Origin of the sequence: Nostoc sp. FACHB-110, from assembly GCF_014697425.1 — a bacterium.
Taxonomy (GTDB): Bacteria; Cyanobacteriota; Cyanobacteriia; order Cyanobacteriales; family Nostocaceae; genus Nostoc_B.
The window spans coordinates 110924-133758 of record NZ_JACJRU010000014.1; the positions used below are offsets into that span (position 1 = coordinate 110924).

The 22835-nt window shown below is 40.3% G+C and carries 22 protein-coding genes; 11 read left to right on the forward strand and 11 right to left on the reverse strand.

Annotation, left to right across the window (positions count from 1 at the left end; all coding sequences use genetic code 11):
- The first annotated feature begins 79 nt into the window (after positions 1–79).
- On the forward strand, positions 80–2518 hold the full coding sequence (locus tag H6G69_RS15495) for a 26S protease regulatory subunit (protein ID WP_190688532.1): 2439 nt from the start codon (positions 80–82) through the stop codon (positions 2516–2518).
- A gap of 356 nt (positions 2519–2874) precedes the next feature.
- Positions 2875–3951 (forward strand): patatin-like phospholipase family protein, encoded by a 1077-nt coding sequence (locus H6G69_RS15500; protein ID WP_190688535.1) that lies wholly within the window; start codon positions 2875–2877, stop codon positions 3949–3951.
- A 122-nt stretch (positions 3952–4073) separates the two neighbouring features.
- Here the strand turns inward: H6G69_RS15500 and H6G69_RS15505 are convergent, their stop codons facing one another.
- Complete coding sequence (locus H6G69_RS15505; protein WP_313951071.1) at positions 4074–5321, reverse strand: ABC transporter substrate-binding protein; 1248 nt, start codon at positions 5319–5321, stop codon at positions 4074–4076.
- A 191-nt stretch (positions 5322–5512) separates the two neighbouring features.
- Here H6G69_RS15505 and H6G69_RS15510 point away from each other — a divergent pair, with 191 nt between their 5' ends.
- The gene (locus tag H6G69_RS15510) at positions 5513–6901 is read left to right on the forward strand and encodes an MFS transporter (RefSeq protein ID WP_190688538.1); all 1389 of its coding nucleotides are present in this window, start codon (positions 5513–5515) and stop codon (positions 6899–6901) included.
- A gap of 79 nt (positions 6902–6980) precedes the next feature.
- On the opposite strand, the gene accD is transcribed toward H6G69_RS15510, so the two are convergent.
- On the reverse strand, positions 6981–7934 hold the full coding sequence (gene accD, locus H6G69_RS15515) for an acetyl-CoA carboxylase, carboxyltransferase subunit beta (protein WP_190688541.1): 954 nt from the start codon (positions 7932–7934) through the stop codon (positions 6981–6983).
- A 781-nt stretch (positions 7935–8715) separates the two neighbouring features.
- Between accD and H6G69_RS15520 the strand changes: the two genes are divergently transcribed.
- Both H6G69_RS15520 and H6G69_RS15525 read left to right on the forward strand, forming a co-directional pair.
- Complete coding sequence (locus H6G69_RS15520; RefSeq protein ID WP_190688544.1) at positions 8716–9174, forward strand: endonuclease domain-containing protein; 459 nt, start codon at positions 8716–8718, stop codon at positions 9172–9174.
- Between the two features lie 232 nt (positions 9175–9406).
- Positions 9407–9865: an endonuclease domain-containing protein gene (locus tag H6G69_RS15525; protein ID WP_190688546.1), complete on the forward strand. Its 459-nt coding sequence runs from the start codon at positions 9407–9409 to the stop codon at positions 9863–9865.
- 512 nt (positions 9866–10377) lie between these two features.
- Here the strand turns inward: H6G69_RS15525 and H6G69_RS15530 are convergent.
- From H6G69_RS15530 to leuB, 5 genes are all read right to left on the reverse strand, one after another.
- The gene (locus H6G69_RS15530; protein ID WP_190688560.1) at positions 10378–12342 is read right to left on the reverse strand and encodes a caspase, EACC1-associated type; all 1965 of its coding nucleotides are present in this window, start codon (positions 12340–12342) and stop codon (positions 10378–10380) included.
- On the reverse strand, positions 12335–12739 hold the full coding sequence (locus H6G69_RS15535) for a sugar ABC transporter permease (protein WP_190688564.1): 405 nt from the start codon (positions 12737–12739) through the stop codon (positions 12335–12337). Before H6G69_RS15535 ends, H6G69_RS15530 begins: the two co-directional genes overlap by 8 nt.
- A gap of 392 nt (positions 12740–13131) precedes the next feature.
- Positions 13132–13953, reverse strand: coding sequence for an A24 family peptidase (locus tag H6G69_RS15540; protein WP_190688567.1), 822 nt, complete (start codon positions 13951–13953; stop codon positions 13132–13134).
- Positions 13954–14054: 101 nt separating this feature from the next.
- Complete coding sequence (locus tag H6G69_RS15545; RefSeq protein ID WP_190688570.1) at positions 14055–14315, reverse strand: hypothetical protein; 261 nt, start codon at positions 14313–14315, stop codon at positions 14055–14057.
- Between the two features lie 92 nt (positions 14316–14407).
- Complete coding sequence (gene leuB / locus H6G69_RS15550) at positions 14408–15493, reverse strand: 3-isopropylmalate dehydrogenase (RefSeq protein ID WP_190688572.1); 1086 nt, start codon at positions 15491–15493, stop codon at positions 14408–14410.
- Between the two features lie 210 nt (positions 15494–15703).
- Here leuB and H6G69_RS15555 point away from each other — a divergent pair, with 210 nt between their 5' ends.
- Positions 15704–16612: a metallophosphoesterase gene (locus H6G69_RS15555; protein WP_190688575.1), complete on the forward strand. Its 909-nt coding sequence runs from the start codon at positions 15704–15706 to the stop codon at positions 16610–16612.
- Between the two features lie 17 nt (positions 16613–16629).
- On the opposite strand, the gene H6G69_RS15560 is transcribed toward H6G69_RS15555, so the two are convergent.
- A complete protein-coding gene (locus H6G69_RS15560) occupies positions 16630–17100 on the reverse strand; it encodes a DUF4332 domain-containing protein (protein ID WP_190688577.1) in 471 nt (156 codons plus the stop codon).
- Between the two features lie 504 nt (positions 17101–17604).
- On the reverse strand, positions 17605–18999 hold the full coding sequence (locus tag H6G69_RS15565; protein WP_190688580.1) for a TldD/PmbA family protein: 1395 nt from the start codon (positions 18997–18999) through the stop codon (positions 17605–17607).
- A gap of 120 nt (positions 19000–19119) precedes the next feature.
- On the opposite strand from H6G69_RS15565, the gene H6G69_RS15570 reads away from it, so the two are divergent.
- The 5 genes from H6G69_RS15570 (at position 19120) to H6G69_RS34675 (ending at position 22340) form a co-directional block, all read left to right on the forward strand.
- Positions 19120–19437 carry a hypothetical protein gene (locus H6G69_RS15570; RefSeq protein ID WP_190688632.1) on the forward strand — a complete coding sequence of 106 codons (318 nt, stop codon included), beginning with the start codon at positions 19120–19122 and terminating at the stop codon, positions 19435–19437.
- A complete protein-coding gene (locus H6G69_RS15575; RefSeq protein ID WP_190688583.1) occupies positions 19434–19796 on the forward strand; it encodes an aspartyl protease in 363 nt (120 codons plus the stop codon). Before H6G69_RS15570 ends, H6G69_RS15575 begins: the two co-directional genes overlap by 4 nt.
- A 58-nt stretch (positions 19797–19854) precedes the next feature.
- Positions 19855–20877, forward strand: a complete 1023-nt coding sequence (locus H6G69_RS15580; protein WP_190688635.1) for an aromatic ring-hydroxylating dioxygenase subunit alpha — start codon at positions 19855–19857, stop codon at positions 20875–20877.
- Positions 20878–20882: 5 nt separating this feature from the next.
- A complete protein-coding gene (locus tag H6G69_RS15585; RefSeq protein ID WP_190688586.1) occupies positions 20883–21632 on the forward strand; it encodes a sterol desaturase family protein in 750 nt (249 codons plus the stop codon).
- 240 nt (positions 21633–21872) lie between these two features.
- Entirely contained in the window at positions 21873–22340 is a 468-nt protein-coding gene (locus H6G69_RS34675; RefSeq protein ID WP_313951079.1) for an acyl transferase, read from the forward strand.
- Here H6G69_RS34675 and H6G69_RS15595 read toward each other — a convergent pair.
- Positions 22324–22542, reverse strand: coding sequence for a type II toxin-antitoxin system VapB family antitoxin (locus H6G69_RS15595; protein WP_190688592.1), 219 nt, complete (start codon positions 22540–22542; stop codon positions 22324–22326). The two genes, H6G69_RS34675 and H6G69_RS15595, sit on opposite strands and share 17 nt — an antisense overlap.
- An 84-nt stretch (positions 22543–22626) precedes the next feature.
- On the reverse strand, positions 22627–22833 hold the full coding sequence (locus tag H6G69_RS15600; protein WP_190688594.1) for a hypothetical protein: 207 nt from the start codon (positions 22831–22833) through the stop codon (positions 22627–22629).
- Positions 22834–22835 lie beyond the last annotated feature (2 nt).

The window sequence follows — 22835 nt, forward strand, 5'->3', positions numbered from 1 at the left end:
TATGGTATCGCTTACTTGTGTAAGTTAACTCTAGATTTAATTTAGGGAAATATAAGTTTGGTTTCTTTGAGGATACAAAATGTCGTATACCGCCTACTTAAGTTCTATTAAAAATGAACTCCAAAGAACTGGTAAAGCCAGAAAAAGTCTGCGGGTTAAAACTATTATGGAACAGTTTGGTTATCAACGCAGAAGTCAAGCGTTTATTGATGAGTTTAATGCAAATCTTGATAACTTAGGTTTGTGTGCTGACCCTACTTTTGATTTATATATTCCCTTAGACACCAAAATCGACATTTCACTTAAAGGTGTAGAACTAGCTGAGGAATTAGTGAATTCTGAATCAGTAAATCAAAAACTAAAACAAGTAATTCAAGTTAAACATGATTTCTTTTATTATCTATTTGACTTTGGCTCCGATCAAGAATATGAACGCTTTCAAGCTTGTTTAGATTCAAATCAACCGATGGGAATTTTTCTCATCCCCCAAGATGTCGATTTTTTTTCTGATATTGTTGTCAAAATTTTTAATTACGAACTGATTAGAAAGTTTCAATATCAAGGATTAACTGAAGTGGCCAGTTCTTCTGTGCGCCAATTTTCCACTAAAATTATTGATTCGGATGATGATTGTGAAAATGAAAAAGAAAACTCAATTAAGGGTGCTAACATATTTCACTTTTATCGTTCAACTATGACAAGTGTGATTTTAGGTGACACTGGTTTAGAATTATTAGATTCAGAAAAATTTGACGAGCAATTTGAATCTATATCTTTATCTTTAAATAAATATAATTCGACGCAATCGTTCATTTTATTTCATTGTCCATCCTTATTAGAAATTCAAGCCCAACAAAAAGAAGATAGCTTAGGACATTTAGTCGATACAGTTGCTAGTAAAATTCCTTTTACTTTTACCCTCAGATGTAAATATTCTCAGGAAGCTGCTATTACACAAAAAGAAGAGATATTGGCTCACTTCCGTTTGTTATTAGAACTACCTTATTATCAAACTGATGAAGATGATGTTTCTCTGCTCAATTATTTTTTAGAACTGCAAAAAGCGCAAATTCAAGCCGAATCGCAATTATTACTGAAGATGAATCCTAAACATCTTTATCATTTGAAGTGGCAACAAGAAAGCATTGAATATATCTATCTGAAATATTTTGCTATCAAAACCTTAGAAAGTCTGGGATATGAATTATCGCACATTGGCTGTGAAGTTGAATTAACTTCTCAAGATGAAGATAATAGCGATGAGGAAGAATCTGAATATGAAGAATATCAAACTGAAAAAGTAGAAGTATATATTAAAAATAAAATTGTTGTGGAAATCGAAACTCTCAAATATCAAGAGTTTTCTGACAGCAATCTGTTTTTTGATATGATTAAGAGAATTTTGCGAAAATCTCAAGTATGGCCCAATACCTTAGAAAGTATTTGGTTAGTTGTACCGGGATTTGAAATTGCTCGCAACTACTATCAACTCAAAAAAACTAAAGAGATTTTAGAGCATAAACTTTCAGAATATTATGGTGCAAACTTTAAAACTATAGTGATGACACCAGATTATGAAAAACATCAATTAGTACCTGTTGCCTTTGACACCATTGATTATCCGACTTTTGAATATAGAGTTAAAAGACAAGTTACAAAACAAATCACCCCAGTTAGCAAGCAAGTCAAACTGGACTTTAGCCAAGTTAAAGGTCTTAACGAAGAAAAAGAAAAATTAAATAAACTGCTGAAATTACAATCTAAAGGGCATAAAGGCGCGATTGGGGGGATTTTGTTTTATGGATTACCTGGTTGTGGTAAAACATTACTAGCCAATGCGTTTGCTCATGAATCTGGTCGATATTTCTTTAAATTTTCCCCGGCTGATATTGTCAGTGTCTGGATAGGTCAAAGCCAGAAAAATATTCGTGATATTTTTGTCCAAGCTAAGAAAAAAGCTCCTTCGGTATTATTTATTGATGAATTAGATAGTATTGGTTTCAACCGGAATGATGATAATTCCCATACTGACCAAAGAGCCACTATTAATCAATTATTGATTGAACTGAACAATATTAAAAATAGTGATGTGATTGTGATTGCTGCGACTAATTATTTGAGTGGCATTGATAATGCTTTAAAACGTTCGGGCAGATTAGACTGGAAAGTACCAATTTTTCCGCCTAATCAAGCAGAAAGAGCCGAAATATTTCAGCATTATTTATCACAAATTAATTTGGAACAGTCGGTTAATTTTGAAATGTTAGCTGAGAAAAGTATTAGATTTACTTCATCGGATATTGAGTTAGTTTGTCGAGAAGTCAATAATGCTATTTTGTTGGAAGAGATAAGTTCATATTTGACAACTTCCGATGTGATTACTTATATTCATAATCTTCAAGATGGTGGTTTGAGTTTGACTCAAGAACAGGTAAAAGAATTTTTGGATGAGTGTAAGAGATTGAGTGTCAAAAATCCAAAGCTGGAAACCTTGAGAGTAGAGTGGGAAATTGAGTAGGGCGATCGCCTGAATTTGGTATTATGTAATTCTCAAACTCTTGACAGTAGTGCGTTATCGATAGCGTAACGCACGCTGACACTATCTTGATAATTGATAATATTAAAATTTTTTGATAAAAATCATTTAAACTTAACCATTTTTTCAGTAAATATACTGAAACGTCCAGCAAATGTACTGTCTTAAAGTATTCACTTGAAGGTTAACTCCTAACACATCAAATAATTTCAATATTATTTTCATGAAGGATTTTTTCTAATTTCATCATCTTTATTACCGCAAGATGTGAGAGTGAAATATCTGTTTTTTGTTGTGTTAGGAGAATATTTACACAATTAATTCAGGTGGATTTGCATATGTCATCGGGAAAATATAAGATTTTAGCTTTAGATGGTGGTGGAATTAGAGGAGTTGTAACTGCAAAAATTCTGCAAGAAGTTGAATCACAGCTTGGTAAACCTTTAAACCAATACTTTGATTTAATAGCCGGAACATCTACTGGGTCAATTTTGGCTGCTGGTTTAGTGATGGGTAAATCAATTGAAGAGATGATTGGTATTTATCAAAACAAAGGAGAAACAATCTTTAAGCAAAATATCCCCCAACAAATCACCAGCTGGCTCTTTGGCCCGAAATATTCTAATGATGGACTCATTCGAGTTTTAAAAGATCAGTTCAAAGAAACTACGCTTCGAGAACTGCATGAAAAAACACCAAAACCAGAGCTATTAATATTAGCTTATGACATGCTACATCGCAATACCACCTTTTTTCAAAGTGGTTGCTATGAGAAAAAACGTTGGTTCAACGATATGAAACTCTGGGAAATTTGTGCTAGTTCTGCATCAGCACCTACATTTTTTCATCCTTATGAATTTAGATGGAAAGACCCAGAATTAGACAATTTTGAGTGGTCATTTCCTCACGTTGATGGAGGTGTGAGTGCAAATTGTCCAGCAATGGCGGCACTATGTCATGTTTTGTCTGTGAAAAAAGAGGAAATTAAAAATAAAGAATTTCACCTTGAAGATATCTCTATCCTTTCGATTGGCACTGGCAGAACTACTGAACCTTTTGAATACGCAGGAATTCTCAATTGGGGTAAACTGACCTGGGCAGAACATATTACTGATGTATTTATGGGAGGACAAATTCAAATTGCGACTGCTGCGTGTGAGGCAATTATTCAGGCGTTTAATCCCAACGGTTACTTAAGGTTGCAATTTGATTTAAATGAAAGATTTGAAAATAAAAAATTGCTTGATCACGATGACCAAGTAAATAAATATACAAAAAAACGAATTAATGAAGCAATGGATAATGCCAGTAAAGAAAATATTGATGATTTACTGGAGGCTGCATCAAAATATGCCGCAGCCAGAAAGACTGAAATTCAGACCTTCATTAAAGCTCAAGATTTAGTGACTATTTAGTTAGTCTGAAGCAAGAACATCTCAAAGCTAGAAATAGTTATTTGAGGTAAAATTTAGAAAGTGCGATCGCTATCTTACTCAACACCAGAATAAACAAGCGATCGCCTATTATTTTAACAGAGTTATTCCATCACTTTAATTTGCTGATTCGCTGCATTTTGCGCCCTGATCATTGCCTGATTTAATGTTTGTTGTCCTAAAAAAGCACTGACAAACTGATTATCAAAATTATTTACAATTGCTGCGGGATATTTACCAACTTGCCACGGTGTTGCATAACTAACTCCTGCAAGCAATGGTTTTCGCAGAATATCTTTGTCATAACCTAATTTTTGCGCTACCGATTTTCTGGTTGGTAGCGCAAATCCTGTGGCTGTCCATTTTTGCATTCCGGCTTTACCAGTCAGGTAAGAAATCAACTCCCAAGCTTCAGCTTTATGCTGAGATTGCTTGTTCATTACATAGGCTACAGTAAATACCATTGTGCCTTTTTGATTGTTAATTGTAGGTAATTCGGCTGTGGCAAATTGCAGTTGGGGAAAGGTTTCTTGCAGATAAGGAATTGCCCAGTTACCTTCAATCACCATTGCGACTTTACCCTGTCCAAACATTTCGCTACCTGAGTTTGTCCCAACATCCGATTTTTGGGCAGAGGATTTATCTTTTTGATACTGGTCGATGACTAATTGTAAACCTGGCAAACTACTTTCGCTGGCAAAAGTAGCGTAACCGTTCTCATCAATAATTCTTCCGCCAAAGGCTTGAATTTTATATGCTTGACGGGGCAATTCTAGTATTTCGCCAAAGCCATATTTGTTGAGCTTGCTTGTTAGTTTTTGGGAGTAAAAACGCAACTCTGACCAAGTACTTGGGGGCGTATTTAAACCTGCCGCTACAAAAGATTGTGTGTTATAAAAAAGAGCTAATGTAGAATAATCTTTAGGAAGCCCATAAATATGGTTTTGGTACTTAAAACTATCTAATAGGGTAACTTCAAAGTCCTCTATGTTAAATTCTGGCTGAATGTAATTATCTAAAGGTTCCAAAACATTTTGACTCATCAAAAACGGTGCTTCCAGCGCATCCAGATAAAATACATCAGGAGCAGCATCTCCAACCAAACGAGTTTTGATTACGTCCATATATTGGTCAGAGATGACTTCATATTTAACTTTGATGTTGGGATGTTGGGCTTCAAAGTCTTGGAGAACTTTTGTTAATAGTTGTTGTTCAACTTGAGAACCTGCCCAACCACTAAGTTTAATGGTGGCTGCGTTAGCTTTTTGTAAAGGTAAACTGTGACAGCCAATAATAGCGATCGCAATTGCGATCACTATACCCCAAAATTTCCCCAAATTGATTATTTTCACAGATAGATGACAATAGCTTTCACTTCTCTTATAGCGTCTGTAGCTAAGGACAGATGTTTAATAAATCTGAATTTTTGTTGAGAATAACCAAGATAAAATAACACAAAATTATTACTAAAGCTGATGAGGAAGTTTCTCTTCCTCAATATGTCACCAAAATTGCGCCGAGGTGCGTTACTTCAAATATAACTATGGATTCTGTTCAGGTTGAAACAGCTACTTCTCTGACTCTAGAAACTCTGGAATTACCCCAGATTGTTGCACCGCCGACTCCGCTTGTTCCTACGCCCAAAACCGCTTTTCGACTTCCCAAGGGTGCTATTCGGACTAGTTTACGCGCCTCTACAATTGATGCTGTTTTAGCAACAGTTTTTGCCATAACTACAAGTGGTATTTTACTTAGCAATTTCCTCGTGGAATTAGATGCGAGTCCGGTAGTGTTTGGGTTGTTATCTTCTATCCCCATGCTAGTGAATCTGATTCAGCCTTTGGGGGCTTATTTATCAGAACGTACTACTAGCCGTTTTCGCTATGCTTTAGGAATATATGGCACAGCTAGATTATTGTGGTTAATTTTAGCGATCGCTATTGCTATTTTTAGTTGGGGTGGTATCAATTCTCAACATTTAGTGGTGATGACACTGTTGATTGTTTTAGCCACTCATCTTTTAGGCGGTTTAGGTTGTGCATCTTGGATGAGTTGGTTAGCGATGATTGTACCCCGAAGACTACGCGGTAGGTATTTCGGGATTCGCAACAGTGCAATTAGCTTAACTAATTTAATTTGTATGCCTTTGGCTGGTTTAGTTGTATCTCATTGGTATGGGGGAAATATTCAAGGCTATGGAATAGTGCTGTTAATTGGGGTTGTGTTTGGCATCATCAGCATTGGCTGTCAATATTTCAAAATAGATATCAATCCTCAATTACAAAATTCTTTAGCTTCTACATCTATCAACAACACAACAGATGAATTAGTTGCCTTACCTAATATTAATATTTGGAAAAACTACAATTTTTTAATATTGCTGATTTATATCAGTTTATGGATGTTTGCTGTTCACATAAGCGCGCCCTTTTTTAACCTTTATATGCTGGACACTCTAGGGATAGATGTTAGTTGGGTGACGCTTTATGGCAGTCTGCAAGCTGGCGCAAACTTATTAATGATGATTTGGTGGGGTAAATTAGCAGACAGAGTAGGCAATCTTCCTATTCTGCTATTTGTCGGAATTTTGGTGGGACTAACACCAATTTTGTGGTTAGGAATTAATGCCAGTCAACTGGATATTTGGCTATGGTTGCCACTATTGCATATTTTGGCTGGCGTAACCTGGGCAGCAATAGACTTGTGTAATAACAATTTGCAATTAGCGATCGCACCTATCAAAAATCAGTCAATTTATTTTGCGATCGCGGCGGCTGTCGCTGGCGGTAGCGGTGCTTTAGGCACAACTATCGGCAGTTTTATCGCCCAATATGCCGTTTGGGGAGGTTTACTCGGCTTATTTGCCCTCTCTGGCTTATTGCGCCTCGCCGCCCTTGTACCGCTATTTTTTATCCAAGAACCGGGAAAGTAGGAAGGCAAAAGGTAAAAGGTAAAAGGCAAAAGGTAAAAGTAATCTCAACTTTTACCTTTTTACTTTTCCCTTTTTACTTTTAATCAACTGCTGTGGAACTCAATGTCGTCATTGACTCCCACAGCATCATAGGGGGGGCGGTTGTCACCGGTTGATGTAATGCAATTAGGCTAGATAAGGTGTTCTTTAACTGAGTCCGAGACACAATCTCATCTACAAACCCATGCTTGAGCAAATCTTCCGCCGTCTGAAAATCATCTGGTAGTTTTTCGCGCAAGGTTTGTTCAATGACGCGCCGACCAGCAAAACCGATGGTTGATTTGGGTTCTGCCAAAATAATGTCACCTAACATGGCAAAACTAGCTGTTACGCCGCCTGTGGTCGGGTTGGTTAATACGGGAATGTATAATAATCGCGCATCACGATGGCGGTCTAAAGCTGCGGAGATTTTCGCCATCTGCATCAGCGAAAGCATACCTTCTTGCATTCTCGCACCGCCAGAGGTGCAGATAATAATTACAGGGTAACGCCGCCCTGTGGCTTGTTCAATTAAGCGGGTGAGTTTTTCGCCGACAACGGAACCCATACTACCACCCATAAACCGGAAGTCCATTACTCCCAAAGCTACGGGCATTCCGTTGATTTGACCCAAACCAGTTTTGACTGCATCGATGAGACCGAGTTTGGTTTCCATTTCCCGGAGGCGATCGCTATAAGGTTTGCGATCGCGAAATTGTAACGGGTCAGTTGGGCGCAAATGCTCGTCTATTGGTTGCCAAGTATTGTTATCTATCAATTGGCGGATGCGTTCATCGCTGTCTACCCGATTATGATGTCCACATTCGACGCAGACCATTTGATTAGCTCTCAAATCTTTTGTATAGGTTAAAACACCGCACTTAGAACATTTGTGCCATAGTCCGTCAGCAATTTCTCGTTCTTGACGTTCTTGGTTGGTAGAGCCTGATTTTCGTCGATTTGCAAACCAATCAAACAGAGACTTTAAACCGCGTGATTCTTCGTTGTTTGCCATTTTTATCTTATTCAAGTGGGTATGGGTCGAAAACAGTCTTCGTCATTTTTAGTTTGTCTTTGCTAATGACAAGCTGCAAATGACCACGTAGCCAAAATTACGCTTATAAGCAATTCAGACCTTAAACCAGTTATCAGTTATCAGTTATCAGTTATCAAGCGTATGGTGGGGGATTTAAACCTACCACCAACCCATAGCACCAATTTGGTGTAGTGTTTCACCAGGGAGCCAACTGATAACTGTTTACTGTTCACTGTTAATTTGCATCTTTGGTTGCCAGCTTAACGAAAATGCTTATACCAATACAAGTCTCTTGCGGATATGATTTTGTAAATGTATTAGACAAGTCAAGTCCGTTGGAATACCAACTCCCGCGAAAAGATACTGTTACCCAACCCTAGCGGCAATTTATTGCCCCCATTTTAAATAAATCATTTTGCTAGTTTCTGAGTGTTAGCATCTATGGCATTAGTCTTACCAACGGGTCTGGTTCGTTAAGAGGGTAATACAAGTCACAGGTTGATATTATCAAAAGGTGAAGCGGCAGTGGGGTAATGACTGTTACAGTCATTAGGAATGGTGAGTGCTTATGTTAAGCAAGAATTTAAACCGTATCGCATTCGCTACAATTGGGCGATCGCGCAAATTTATTGGATGTTACAATCAGCAAATATTAAACACAATTAGCACAACGGTTTTAACAATCCAGTCTGTAAATTGATTTTGGGAATGCGATCGCACGGGGAATAATAGATGAAATATTTATTAGCTAACAGCGCAAATGACCCAATATCAAAACTCCAAGCCAAAGCCTCTCAAAAACTCTAATTCCCCCTCCTCGCTTGCGGGGAGGGGGTTAGGGGGTGGGGTTCCAGGCCAAGTTTGGCAAACCACACCTCAACTTTGGGAAAAACTTAAAATCTTGGCGCGACAAATGCGGTGTGAACCAACTCCAGCAGAAAAGCGACTTTGGGAGAAATTGAGACACAAACAACTGTTGGGGTTCAAGTTTCGCCGCCAGCAAACAATTGACCGTTTTATCGTCGATTTTTACTGTAGTGAAGCGCAGTTAGTGGTAGAAGTGGATGGCGAAATTCACGATTACACCCAAGTAGAAGATGCGATACGTCAAGAGTTTTTGGAGAGTTTAGGGTTACAGGTTGTGCGATTTAGAAATGAGGATGTGATGGAGAGGATAGAGGGGGTGTTAGAGGATATTGCGGCTTGTTTGCAGAGATGAACCCCACCCCCAACCCCCTCCCCGCAGGCGAGGAGGGGGCTACGAATGATTTAGGAATGCTATATGTAAATTTAAATTTCTGTAGTTGAAGAATTTTGATTTTTTCCTATCATTTGTTGGGTTCCACTTCATTTCACCCAACCTACAAGAGATTGCTACTGTGGTAACTTGATTTTGGGAATGCGATCGCACTGGGAATAATAGATGAAATATTTATTAGCCAACAGCGCACATGACCCAAAATCAAAATCCCAAGCCAAAGCCTCTCAAAAACTCTAATTCCCCCTCCTCGCTTGCGGGGAGGGGGTTAGGGGGTGGGGTTCCAGGCCAAGTTTGGCAAACCACACCTCAACTTTGGGAAAAACTTAAAATCTTGGCGCGACAAATGCGGTGTGAACCAACTCCAGCAGAAAAGCGACTTTGGGAGAAATTGAGACACAAACAACTATTGGGGTTCAAGTTTCGCCGCCAGCAAACAATTGACCGTTTTATCGTCGATTTTTACTGTAGTGAAGCGCAGTTAGTGGTAGAAGTGGATGGCAAAATTCACGATTACACCCAAGTAGAAGATGCGATACGTCAAAAGTTTTTGGAGAGTTTAGGGTTACAGGTTGTGCGATTTAGAAATGAGGATGTGATGGAGAGGATAGAGGGGGTGTTAGAGGATATTGCTGCTTGTTTGCAGAGATGAACCCCACCCCCAACCCCCTCCCCGCAGGCGAGGAGGGGGCTACGAATGATTTAGGAATGCTATAATTTAAATTTCTGTAGTTGAAGAATTTTGATTTTTTCCTATCATTTGTTGGGTTCCACTTCATTTCACCCAACCTACAAGAGATTGCTACTGTGGTAACTTGATTTTGGGAATGCGATCGCACTGGGAATAATAGCTGAAATATTCATTAGCCAACAGCGCACATGACCCAAAATCAAAATCCCAAGCCAAAGCCTCTCACCAACTTCAATTCCCCCTCCTCGCTTGCGGGGAGGGGGTTAGGGGGTGGGGTTCCATTCGTTTCACCCAACCTACAGGAGATTGCTACTCTAAAAATTGGCACGTACCACTTGATTAAATCGTAGGTTTTCTGTATTATGGATAAATGACTCATCAAGATACAAAAAATATAAAAAAATTTGTTCGCGCTTCGCGCGGGAAGGGTAAAGAAAAAAGTGCAGAGTGCTAAAGGGTAAGAGTGTAAAGTGCTAAGAAGCCCTGCCCCGCACAACCACAACCCGAAAACCCGCGTCGTAGTTCCTGCTGTCACGCACATACCAGTAGCGAATCGCCGAACGGCAATTCCTAGGATTGTAGAGCCACGAACCACCGCGCAGCAGCCAAAGTTGATTATCATTATCAATCAGCCATGCACTGCCATCAGTAGGCGCATTATTATAATTTTCGTGCCACTCATCCTGACACCATTCCAATACATTACCACACATATCAAATAAACCAAAGGGGTTTGCCGGAAATTTCCCTACATCGGTTGTGTGTTCTCGATATTCACCCTTGGGAGCAGAACCGTAGGTATGATTTCCGTCGTAATTGGCTAAATCTGTCGTAATCGTTTCACCAAAATAAAACGGCGTAGTCGTTCCTGCACGACAAGCATATTCCCATTCTGCCTCACTGGGTAAGCGATATATCTTACCAGTCTTTTTCGACAGTCGAGCGCAAAACTCAACTGCATCATCCCAAGAAACGTTTTCTACAGGGCGGTTAGTACCTTTAAAATTGGATGGGTCAGGATCTAAATCAATATTTACCTTATCAAAAGCAGCAACAGCTTTCCATTGCCCTTGTGTGACAGGAAATTTACCCATGAAAAAGGGTTGAATGGTGACGTTATGCTGTGGACTTTCAAAGTCATATCGTCCTTCCTCACTTCCTGGCGAACCCATGAGAAATGTACCGCCAGGAATTGACACCATCTCTAGAACTACGCCATTACCCAAGTCTTCTGCAAAAAACTCAGCGCGTCCCTGACTGCGGTTGATGATTTGTCCTTTAGCATCCACCTTCACTATTTCAAACTCAAATTGATTGGCGTGGTTTGTTTGGGGTTCAGGTGGTTCTTCCACAAATGCAGCCGGTTTTGCTTGTCCAATAATGCGTTTTTCTATCGGTGCAACATCTTCATCTCGTAAACCTAAATGTTGCTGATAGTCTCTTAAATCATTGAGTGTTCTTTCACTTAGGGTTGGTTCAATTTCAACTGTTTCAATCAGAGTTGCTTCATACTCTTCTAATTTGCGCTGATACTCCAGATATGGTTGTTTAACTTCCGCTTCAATTGCATCAGCAATATCAGCATCAAGCTGCAACTGAAGACGTAATGAGTTTAACAGCCGACGAGCCGGAATAGAAAACTTACCGCGATAGATGCGGCCTTCTACTTCCTTGCGATACTTCAATTTAGGGTCATCTTTAGGCGACTTAGCCAGAAAAATTCGATAACCCTCCTTAACAGGATAAAACTCAGGTGTCATCGCGGGAGCAGCTTCTTGCACTTTGCTTTTCGTATATTTGTGCAATTCATCCACTGCAATGAAACCATCGCCGTCTAAATCTGCTGTACCTTTTTCTATGCCTTTTACCAGATAGTGAGTGTAAATTGACAAGTCTAAACCATCAGACTCAAAAGCATATTGTGTAGAAGAGGAAGCTGTGAGAATTGCTCTACCCTCACCGCCTAATTTCTGCTCTAGGTCAATATTCCCACTATCTTTTGCTGTTAAACCTTTGGCAAAAGCACCACTAAAGCAGCAGTCTAAAATTACTACCTGTCGCTTAGATTTGCTCTGGTTCATCCAGCTATGTACACTTGTCCCAGCTACAGCTGTGGTAGGGACTAATTTATTTTGACTTTTTCTGGTGATGGAAGTTGAGAAGTAAAAATCACCGCTTTCAACTGTTACTCCATGTCCAGAAAAGTAAAACAACAGCAAGTCATCCTTGTCACGATGGGCGTACAAGTTATAAATAGCATCTTCCATCTCTTGCCGTTGGGGATTTTTCAGCACTGTGACATTCTCTGGTGCAAAATCACCCATCTCTGGGTTTACCAAAACTCGCTGCATCGCCTCAACATCATTCACAGCGTTGGGTAGCGGTGCTAGTCCTGGTTCATATTTGCTAATTCCGATTAACAGTGCTACCTTAGCCATTATTGCTGTCTTGTCTATTTTTGGCTTTGTTCAATAAAATTTCGGTTTTTTCAAGGATGAAGCTCAAATCTTCTTTGCTACTAGCTTTCGCCTTGAATTTTTCCCCGTAAGCTTCTACTTCGATTGCAAAAGTTTTGTTAGACAAACGCCCCAAAAAATCAAACACAGGCTTAATTAAAGCTGGGTTCACCAGTGCTTTGAATGTCCCCAAAGAAAAACCACCCAACGCCTTAGCACCTTCTGGTACTTCTGTAACCGCAACTAAATCGGCATCCTCTACCCCATCCACATCTCGCACCTGGGGGAGTAAATTCTGTACTTGGGCTTGTAAATCTGCATCATCTAAACCCAGTTCAGTCAGGGAAACCGTCACCTGAACATTAGATTTTGTTACCATATAAACCGCTTAAATATAATGTAGAGTCTGTTTAAACGATTGTATCGGTTAATCTGGGTGTTTGAGTAAATATCCGGGGAGAATGGGCTAAGTTATGTTTTTCAAGTATTAGATCCCCCCAACCCCCCTTAAAAAGCAGGGCTGTTTCATTCCCTAAAAGTCCATAATTTACAAGCGTATCAATCAAAAAAGTCAGGTAGTTCAACAACTTAATTTCCTGATGAACCAGGCGATCACACTTAAATTTTCTGCTTGAAACAGTAATTTTTCGATTGCCGACTCACTAAAATTTTTGGCTGATACTCTTGACAAAATCCTCATCTGAGCGAATGAAACAGCCCTGCCTTAAAAAGGGGGATTTAGGGGGATCTAATTGTGGGTATCTAGCCAGCTTATTGAGATAAATTGAATAGTTGCAAGTAAGCTGATAAAATTGGTTGCCCGGTAAATAAAGTGATGATTGCACCTATCGCTAAAAAAGGGCCGAAGGGGATTTTTACTCCTCTTTTTTGGCGCGATCGCACAATTACTAATCCACCTATTAATACTCCCACAGCACAGGCAATTAAACTAGCCAAAAGTAAATAACGCCAACCCAGCCAAGCACCCATCATGGCGGCGAGTTTGGCATCTCCCGCACCCATCGCCGTTTTACCTAAAACTATTGAACCACCAAGAGCGATCGCTTCAAATAGCCATAAACCAACAACTGCCCCAGCTATCCCCATCATCAGGTGTTTAACTATACTGATGCTGCTGGCTTCTAAGGTAAAACCACTGATAATTTGAAATGCTAAACCCAGCACTAAACCTGATTGCGTTAGCGCATTGGGAAGAGTCATCGTATCTAAATCAATCAGTGCTAAAGCCAACAACCAACTACAAAAAGCGCAATATCCTAATGTGGCGATGGAAACTTGAAAGACTAAAAAAATAATGACGAAAAGTAGACCCGTTATCGCTTCTACTACCGGATAACGAACAGCTATTTTATTTTTGCAATAACGGCATTTTCCGCGTAACCACAACCATCCCAGGACGGGTACATTGTCATAAGCTTTTAGCTGGTTTAAGCAATGGGGGCAACGGGAAGGTGGCCAAAGAATCGATAACCCCGCAGGGATTCGATAAACGACAACGTTGATAAAGCTACCTATAGATGCACCCAAGGCGAAAACAACAGTAATCGCCACAACGGCTATTAAAAAGTCCATATAGTCATTTGTCAATTGTCCTGTGTCATTTGTGCTTCATCTTTTGTCCTTTGTCGAGAGACAGGTTTTTACTTAGAACTCAGCACTCAGCACTTTATTGACTAATACATATACGACTCAATTTGATTTAAAGGTACAAAACACTCTTGAGGTAAAAGAACGGGGTTGTGAGTAAAAATGACCTTACCCCGATGGGTAACACGGTTAATTGCTACCCCGGAAGGTTGCCCAGCGATTTCAGGATGTACTTCACAATAAGTGTAGTAAATCTTGCCAGCCGCTCTGATGATAGCGGGATCAATCAGAGGTGGCTGGACTCTAGACGCGTTGAAATTAGCTGTTTCTTGTCGTAAAGCGTACACTATTTACTGCTAACTACTTACTAGATTTTGTCTATAGTGTACCCGAAACTTTCCTGATTGATTGCCAATTTGGCGAGTTTCTCCTCAAAGAATTATTTCTCTAGTGCTTTAATCAGGGAATTCCCCATTGCTTGACAACCCAAGAGATTCATTCCTGCTGACATGATATCGCCTGTGCGATCGCCTTGCTCTAAAACTTGCAACACAGCTTTTTCAATGGTATCTGCTGCTTGTGGCTGATTTAACCCGTAGCGTAACATCATTGCCGCACTCAAAACCTGCGCCAAAGGATTCGCTTTATCAAGTCCGGCAATATCCGGTGCAGAACCGTGGACTGGTTCATAAACACCAGGGCCAGATGCACCTAAACTGGCAGAGGGTAGCATCCCAATACTGCCAGTTAACATTGCCGCCGCATCCGAGAGGATATCGCCAAACAAGTTACCTGTGACAATCGTATCGAATTGCTTAGGCGCACGAACTAATTGCATCGCGGCATTATCAACGTACAGGTGAGACAGTTCCACATCGGGATATTCGGCAGCCAGTTTTGTGATGCGATCGCGCCATAACTGCGATACTTCTAATACGTTAGCTTTATCTACAGAGCAGAGTTTACCGCTTCTTTTTCTGGCTGTTTCAAAGGCGACTCTGCCGATGCGGTCAATTTCTGACTCACTATACACCATCGTATTTACACCGCGTTTCTCACCAGTCTCAGTTTCAAAAATTCCTTTGGGCTTCCCAAAGTAAATTCCACCAGTGAGTTCCCGCACCACCATAATATCTACGCCTTCGACGACTTCGCGTTTCAAAGTCGAAGCGTCAATTAACTGCGGCAAAATTTGGGCGGGGCGTAAATTGGCAAATAAACCTAAACCCGCGCGGAGTCCTAACAAACCTGCTTCCGGGCGTTGGTGAGATGGTAAAGTATCCCACTTATAACCCCCAATAGCGGCGAGTAATACAGCATCACTATTGCGACAAGCGTCTAAGGTAGCAGCTGGTAGAGGTTCGCCTGTCGCATCAATAGCTGCACCACCAATTAAAGCTTCTGAGAACGCAAACTCAATATCAAATTTTTTCCCTACGACTTTCAGCACATCTACCGCCACTGCCATAATTTCAGGGCCAATGCCATCGCCGGGAAGTAAGGTAATGCGGTAGTTTTGAGTCATAGCTAGTTTCTATTAGGTAAATGCTTGCAGATTAAATATCATACCTAGCAAGATGTACCTATGGAAGCTTTTATTTTACGGTGGGTAAGCTGTTAAGCATAAAGTATATGAGACGGCTACTGTCTGTTCCGCTTAATGTAGCTTATACTGCGTGCTTGTATGAAACTATTTACTTGTTGAGACAGCCTTTAGATTGAATACTGCAAAATTATGAACCTGAAACGCCGTCAATTTTTATTCTTAGGTAGCTTAGGCGCAATTGGTACAGGATTTCTTGGCTGGACTTTAGCGCGTCACAATAACTATATCGATGATTGGGCGGCGATCGCTGCCAAACCCACAAAAAAAGACTTACTATTGCGGTTTGTTTCCGTAGCCGATACAGGTACAGGTGCAAAAGGACAGTACGCGGTAGCTGAAGCGATGAATTTTTATCATCAGCAAAATCCGTACAATTTAGTAATTTTAGCTGGCGATAACATTTATAATAACGGCGAAATTGAAAAAATTGGCGCAGTTTTTGAGCGTCCTTATCAAGCGTTACTTAAAAAAGGTGTCAAGTTTCAAGCTTGTTTAGGAAATCACGATATTCGTACCGATAATGGTGAACCGCAAATTAAATATCCCGGCTTTAATATGCAGGGAAAACGTTACTATACATTTCGTCGCCATCAAGTACAATTTTTTGCTTTAGATACTAATAGTAATGCTGATTGGAAAAAACAATTACCTTGGTTAGAACAAGAATTAAGCCGTAGTAATACACCTTGGAAAGTTGTATTTGGTCATCATCCAATTTATGCTTCGGGTGTTTATGGGAAGAATCCAGAGTTTATTAAAACTTTTACACCTCTGTTTCAAAAATATGGTGTTCAACTTTATATTAATGGTCACGAGCATCACTATGAACGGACTACATCTATTAATGGCACAACTTATTTAATTACTGGTGGTGGTGCAGGTACTCGTCCTGTCGGACATTCTGAATGGACAGAGTATTCTGCTTCTAGTTTAAGTTTTGCCGCTTATGAAGTCTATCCCGATAGAATAGAAGTGAGGGCTATTGGTACAGATAAGCGCGTTTTTGATCAGGGTATTATTCCGATTAAAAGTGCTTAGTTAGTTACATAAAATGGTCAGAGGGGGTGAGGAGAGTTTTGAATACTCAGCACTACTTTTGCCTGTTGACCCCATTGTTGAACTAACTCAACTGATGGACACAAATCTCGACGTTGTAGGGTTGCAACTTGCAAACGCATAATTTGTTTGTGCAACCTGTGAGTCGGCGTTTGCGCTAACTGTGCCACAGAACCAATCCCCGCATGGAGTAATAAACCGCAATATTGCGTGCCAACACTAGGAATTCGGGATAAATCAGCTAAAGCTACCCATTTATTCACATATTGCAGGTGTAATTGTAATTTACTCGCTAAAGCTAGCCTAGCTTCTGGGGTTTTTCCTTGATTAAATAGTCGTTGTGTAGTTTCAATTCCCCAACTTTGAAGTTGTAATTGTTCTTCATGACTCAATCCTGGTAATTGGGCGATGGGCCAATCACAGGATAGGCGCGCACTTCTGTTTTTAATAGGTATGGGTTTAGCAGGCATTTTTAGAAATCAAAATAGGCTTGATTAATATATTTTGGCTTGCGAATTAGTGAGTAGGGAGAGAATAAGCTGTTCCATATTTAATTTGCATCAAATGGGCAGCCCACACCACAAGAACTATATTTTTGCATTAAGTCACTACACATACGGAAGTTTTTTCACCAATCAAAACTGATGTTTAAGTAGAACAGTGCAAATAAACCGAAGTATGTAACGAAAAGTAAAGTTACCTAAAACCCTCTTTCCTTCTGCCTTTTGACTTGAAAGTGCTGAGTGCTGTTAGCGGTAGCGGGGCGTTTAGCCCGTGCTGAGTGCTGAGTAAAAATACCAGTCCCACTGTCATACTTGGTGATGAAACTTGTTTCATTGGGACTGCCCTCTGCAAAGCTGCCTTTTCATCACGACAATTTTTAACATCGACCTACTTATACGATGATTTAATATTAGTCAATTAGTAGTGGGTCTTTTTCCCCCACGCTCTTATTCTGAATTCTGATTTCTTCTTCAAGTTTCTCCCCCAACCACTACATCTTTGATACGGAGACTGGGGCCGCCGCAACCTACAGGTAAACCATTTTGTCCACCTTTACCGCAACCGCCTGACTCATCCCAATAAAAGTCATCACCGATGGCTTCAATATCAGCTAAAGTTTGAAAAACGTTGCCCGAAAGTGTGACATCTTTCACCGGTTCGGCGATTTTGCCATTTCTAATCATCCATGCTTCACCCGCACTAAAGGTGAACATTTCCCCATTAGTCATACCACCCAGCCAGTTACGGGCGTAGACTCCTTCTTGAATATCCGTAAATAAATCTGCCACAGGTGTCTTACCTGGTTCAATCCAAGTATTTGTCATCCGCACAATCGGACTGAAGTGATAATTGAGACAACGGGCATTACCAGTGGGTGCTTCGTCTAATTTGCCTGCGGTTTCTCGTGAATGCAAGCGTCCTACCAAAATGCCATCTTGAATTAATTGCGTAGTTGTAGCAGGTGTGCCTTCATCATCATAAAAATAACTCCCGCGATGTCCTTGGGGGGCAGCGCCATCAAAAATTTGCAGTTCTTCTGGCCCAAACCGCCTGCCGAGGGTCATAACTTCCAGCAAGTCGGGATTTTCGTAAGCCATATCAGCCTCGGAAAGATGCCCAAAAGCTTCATGAACAAATAAACCTGTAAGAATGGGGTCTATAACTACGGTGTAGGTATTGCCTTTAACTGATGGTAAAGATAAAGCTGCAACCGCCCTTTGAGCAGCATTTTTTACTTGCTCATCTAAATTCATTAAATCTTCGTAAGCTTTGCGAGAACCTGTAGTTTCCCTTCCGGTTTGCACAGTTTCGCCATTTCTCGCTGTAGCGGCGAAGCGCATTTCCATATCTACCCAAGATTGTTCGATGAAAGTCCCTTCGGAGGTAGCGATGATAATTTTTTGCGCGCTGTCACCGTAGCGGACTGAAGTAGTCGTAATGCGGGGGTCAACACTTTTTAATAATTCCGTGTAGCGATCGCACAACTGTTTTTTCTGCGATAAGCTAATTTGACGCGGATCTGTACCTGTTAGTGGTAGTTGACAAATTGCTTGCACCGGGTCGATGGGAGCTAGTAAAGTTTCTTCATCACCAACCATCCGCGCAGCTGCGATCGCTTCTTCAATTCGTTCTTTAATAGTAGAAAGCTGGTTAAAACTACTTAGTCCCCAGCCGCCTTTATAACAAGCCCGGATATGTCCACCTATAGAAATACCTTCACTCAGGGTTTCTACCTTGTCGCCACGCAACAAGATATCAGTCCCTTCTGCTTCCTCTAGGCGAATCATCAAATAATCTACACGGGATGAGTAGCGGGCGATGAGATCAGAAACTAAATTTTGTGCGTCAGCAAGTGTAGTTGGCATTCTTGGTATTCACCACGACGAACTGCCTATATTGTGCAATTATTCGGGCGATATCGGCTACTAGTTTTGTTCTTTCCACCAAAGAGCGATCGCTACCCTAAAATTGAACTAAACGCAGCAATCAATATCATGAAAACACAACGTACTGTAAATCGGGGAAGAATTTTTCCGGAAATTCAGTGGACGGAAGCACAAAAAGCACAATGGCGAACAGAACAAGAAGCTTTTTATCAGCGTTGCAAACCCATTTTTGAGTGTGTTCAACCAGAGTTAATTAAAACGCACTATGGTTGGTATATGGCTGTAGAACCTGAAAGTAAAGATTATTTTGTTGCTCAAGATGAATTAACAGCTATCAAGTTGTCACGTCAAAAACATCCTAATGCACCTGTATTCATATTTCGGATTAATGAAACAGGAGTAGCCGGAACAATATGATTCAAGGCTGGTTTGGCAGCTATGATGAGCTATTTTTTGAAATTGAGTTGATTGCTGAAGATGGTTCAGATTTGCCCGTTGAGGTAATTTTAGATACAGGTTTTTCTGACTGGTTAGTGATTGACAAGCAGGATGTAGAAGCTTTTGATTGGGAGTATCTAGGTGAGAGAAATATGCTTCTAGCTCAAGGAGAAGGAATATTTGATATTTATGCAGGCAAAGTGCGAATTGAAGGTCAAGAGTTTGATATTCCCGTATATGCAGGTGAAAGTGTCTCGGAAATTTTATTCGGTCGTCAGTGGTTGAAAACTCGGCGGTTAGTTGTAGATATGTCGTCGGGAATTTTAACACTGGGATAAACTGAAGTCAAATTTGTCTAACTGTGCGATCGCATTTATGATCGCTCTCAACACATCAATGCAATTTACAGATTTTTGGTATATTGTCGCCCTCAGCAACCAACTTAGAACTAACACAGTATTAGCGCGAACTGTTTTAGGAGAGTGGTTAGCGATATTTCGTGGCGCGGATGGAAAACCTGTGGCTTTACAGGATAAGTGCTTGCACCGTAGTAGTCGTTTGTCAGTAGGTAAGGTTTGTAACGGTGCTTTGCAATGTCCTTATCATGGTTGGGTATACGATGACAGTGGTCAGGTGATTGCTGTTCCGGCTGAAGGAGAGGATTTCAAAGCTTCTTTGCAGCGTCAAGCGAAGTGTTACGCTACCAAAGAACAAGATGGTTATGTATATGTGCGTTTAACTGATAGCCCAAGCGAAAACTTTGAACCGTTTTCTCTGCCGCATTACGGCGAAGCAGGCTGGGAGACAGTGCGGGTAATTAACCGTTTTGCCAATAACGTGACTAATTGTGCAGAAAACTTTATTGATATTCCGCATACGGCTTTTGTGCATCCTGGGGTATTTCGTCACTCCCGCCAGCAAAAGTTAGAGATGACTGTAAAACGTTGTGATGGTGCGGTGGTGGTGGAGTATCGCAACGAAACTAGTAATTTGGGATGGTACAGCCGTTTTTTAAATCACCAGGGTGCGGAAATTAAACATAGCGATCGCTTTTATCTGCCCAATATTACCTCTGTAGAATATCAAATGGGGCATCATCGCCATTTATTCATTACCAGTCAATCTATTCCCGAAACCGACAATTCTACTTTGGTTTATACAGATGTTACTTATAACTATGGCATCTGGAACAAGCTAGCACGCCCGTTTGTGTGGTGGACTGCCCAACATATTATCCGCCAAGATGTGGCAATTTTGAAGATTCAAGGTGAAGCGATCGCCAAATACGGCACACACTTTTCTAACACCCCGGCTGACACAATTCATGTCTTTGTCGAGTCAATTAGAACAGCAATATCCCGTGGCGAAGACCCGAGATTATTGCCAAATCAATCAGTTAAAGTCACATTTTGGGTTTAATAATTTTGGATATACAGATTTTTTTACAGTTAATAATTTTTGTTGCTTTCAGTGGATTAGTTAGCTGGACAATTAGCGATAAATTTTGTCGGAATCAATTCAAAGTTAAAAGCATTGAAGATTGGCTATTAGATGGAGTTGGTCTAACAATTCAAGGAATGTTAATTCCTTTATTGCAGGGGACTGTTATTTATTGGTTTTACCAGCATTTATTACCCAATCAACAAGGCATTTTACAATTATCACCTATTGTAACCTTTGCCATCAGTTTTATTTTAATAGATTACTTATATTATTGGAATCATCGTTTATTGCATAGCAGATTATTTTGGCAATTACATAAAGTTCATCATACAGTAACTCAAATGGATGTATTAGGAACCTCTCGTAATACCATTTGGACAAGTTTGTTAATTGTTTATTTATGGATACATACTTTATTTTTATATTTATTGAATGACCCAACAGGCTATCTATTAGGAGTTAGTCTAACTTCTGCTTTAGATTTATGGCGACATAGCCGCTTGATAATTTCTACAAATAGTTGGCTTGATAAACTTGTAGTTTCTTGGTTAATCTTACCGCAGGATCATGCTTGGCATCATTGCAGCGAAACTTTTAATTGCAACTATGGGGCGAATTTTAAAATTTGGGACAAGTTACATGGAACTCATTATAAAAGTGAAGAGTTGCCATCTGTGATAGGAATTTCAACTGAGTTAAGTTTGAGACAAAAACTGTTATTTCCTTTTTAAACGCAGAGTGACGTGGTGAACCAGTGCTGCGGGAGGGTTTCCCTCCGCAGGCGACTGGTGAAACCAAAGGGAGGTTTACGCAAAGTAGCGCAGAGGTTTTAAATGAGTGTTTTAAGTACTATACTTTTATTTTTTCCGACATTGATATTAATATTAAGTGTGGTTGCAATAGTCTATTTTGTTTATTCACATAGTATCTTCTGCGTTGTAGCTATATTATTTTCTATTTATGGGTTGCCAGTGTTAGTTTATCGCTTACATAATTGGGCTTATCCTGTGCAGGAAGGTATTAGTTATCTAAAAGGTAAAGAGTATAGTGCTTGGTGGGGTAGTCATCAAATCCAGGTAATTTATATTGCCATACCAACTTTAGAAGCAGTGCTGCGGTTTATTCCAGGAGTATTTTCTTTTTGGTTGCGATTGTGGGGTGCAAAAGTAGGGCAAAATGTTTACTGGACACCAGGATTAGAAATTGCCGATCGCGGTTTAATAGAAATAGGCGATCGCGTAGTTATCGGCCATCGTGTGGGGATATATTCTCATATCATCAAACCCCGCAAGCAAGACTTAATGTTATATGTCAAAAAAGTTAAGATTGGCAATGATGCCTTTATTGGTGCGGCTTCGCATCTTGGCCCTGGTGTAGTTATTGCTGATGGTACATTTATTGCTGCTGCTACGAATCTTTATCCTAATCAGCAATTGTAAGAATTCCCGTTTCACGCAAGTCTTTGTAGTCAAAGTCTGGAGCAAATTGAATCTGTCCCGCGAGGTCAAGAAGATTTTTCTTTTGGCGCGATCGCACAAGTTCTTGCAGCGCAAAGTTTACCAGTTCGTCTTGGCTGGTGAGGTTGGTAAGTTGGAAAGCTTCGTTGAGCAAAGTTTCATCGAGGTTAAGGGTGATTTGCATAGAACTGCGGGTTGAAGAAGTGCAACTATACAACATTTTAACCTGAGAGATTTCCCGCTTACTTCAGGGCATGTTGAGTCCTTTTTACTGCCCTCTTCCTGGTTTGCAATCTGCAAAACCCAACGCCTCTGTATCAAGAAAACTAGCGAGAGCCATTTCAATTACCGCTTCGATTGGATACTCAATGTCACTAGCGCGAGCAATCAGAGCTTCTTGAATTCGTTCAGGCAAAAGCCCTAAGATGACTTTGGCATCATCAGCAGAAAGTTGCTCTTGAAATTTAGCTTGCATAA

Coding starts and splice junctions, on each gene's coding strand:
- H6G69_RS15575 (WP_190688583.1), top strand. CDS start 19,434: ATGATTCAAGGCTGGTTTGGCAGCTATGATGAGCTATTTTTTGAAATT.
- H6G69_RS15560 (WP_190688577.1), bottom strand. CDS start 17,100: ATGCCTGCTAAACCCATACCTATTAAAAACAGAAGTGCGCGCCTATCC.
- H6G69_RS15495 (WP_190688532.1), top strand. CDS start 80: ATGTCGTATACCGCCTACTTAAGTTCTATTAAAAATGAACTCCAAAGA.
- H6G69_RS15510 (WP_190688538.1), top strand. CDS start 5,513: ATGGATTCTGTTCAGGTTGAAACAGCTACTTCTCTGACTCTAGAAACT.
- H6G69_RS15535 (WP_190688564.1), bottom strand. CDS start 12,739: ATGGTAACAAAATCTAATGTTCAGGTGACGGTTTCCCTGACTGAACTG.
- H6G69_RS15565 (WP_190688580.1), bottom strand. CDS start 18,999: ATGCCAACTACACTTGCTGACGCACAAAATTTAGTTTCTGATCTCATC.
- H6G69_RS15525 (WP_190688546.1), top strand. CDS start 9,407: ATGACCCAAAATCAAAATCCCAAGCCAAAGCCTCTCAAAAACTCTAAT.
- H6G69_RS15595 (WP_190688592.1), bottom strand. CDS start 22,542: ATGCAAATCACCCTTAACCTCGATGAAACTTTGCTCAACGAAGCTTTC.
- H6G69_RS15600 (WP_190688594.1), bottom strand. CDS start 22,833: ATGCAAGCTAAATTTCAAGAGCAACTTTCTGCTGATGATGCCAAAGTC.
- leuB (WP_190688572.1), bottom strand. CDS start 15,493: ATGACTCAAAACTACCGCATTACCTTACTTCCCGGCGATGGCATTGGC.
- H6G69_RS15520 (WP_190688544.1), top strand. CDS start 8,716: ATGACCCAATATCAAAACTCCAAGCCAAAGCCTCTCAAAAACTCTAAT.
- H6G69_RS15555 (WP_190688575.1), top strand. CDS start 15,704: ATGAACCTGAAACGCCGTCAATTTTTATTCTTAGGTAGCTTAGGCGCA.
- H6G69_RS15580 (WP_190688635.1), top strand. CDS start 19,855: ATGCAATTTACAGATTTTTGGTATATTGTCGCCCTCAGCAACCAACTT.
- H6G69_RS15540 (WP_190688567.1), bottom strand. CDS start 13,953: ATGGACTTTTTAATAGCCGTTGTGGCGATTACTGTTGTTTTCGCCTTG.
- H6G69_RS15500 (WP_190688535.1), top strand. CDS start 2,875: ATGTCATCGGGAAAATATAAGATTTTAGCTTTAGATGGTGGTGGAATT.
- accD (WP_190688541.1), bottom strand. CDS start 7,934: ATGGCAAACAACGAAGAATCACGCGGTTTAAAGTCTCTGTTTGATTGG.
- H6G69_RS15530 (WP_190688560.1), bottom strand. CDS start 12,342: ATGGCTAAGGTAGCACTGTTAATCGGAATTAGCAAATATGAACCAGGA.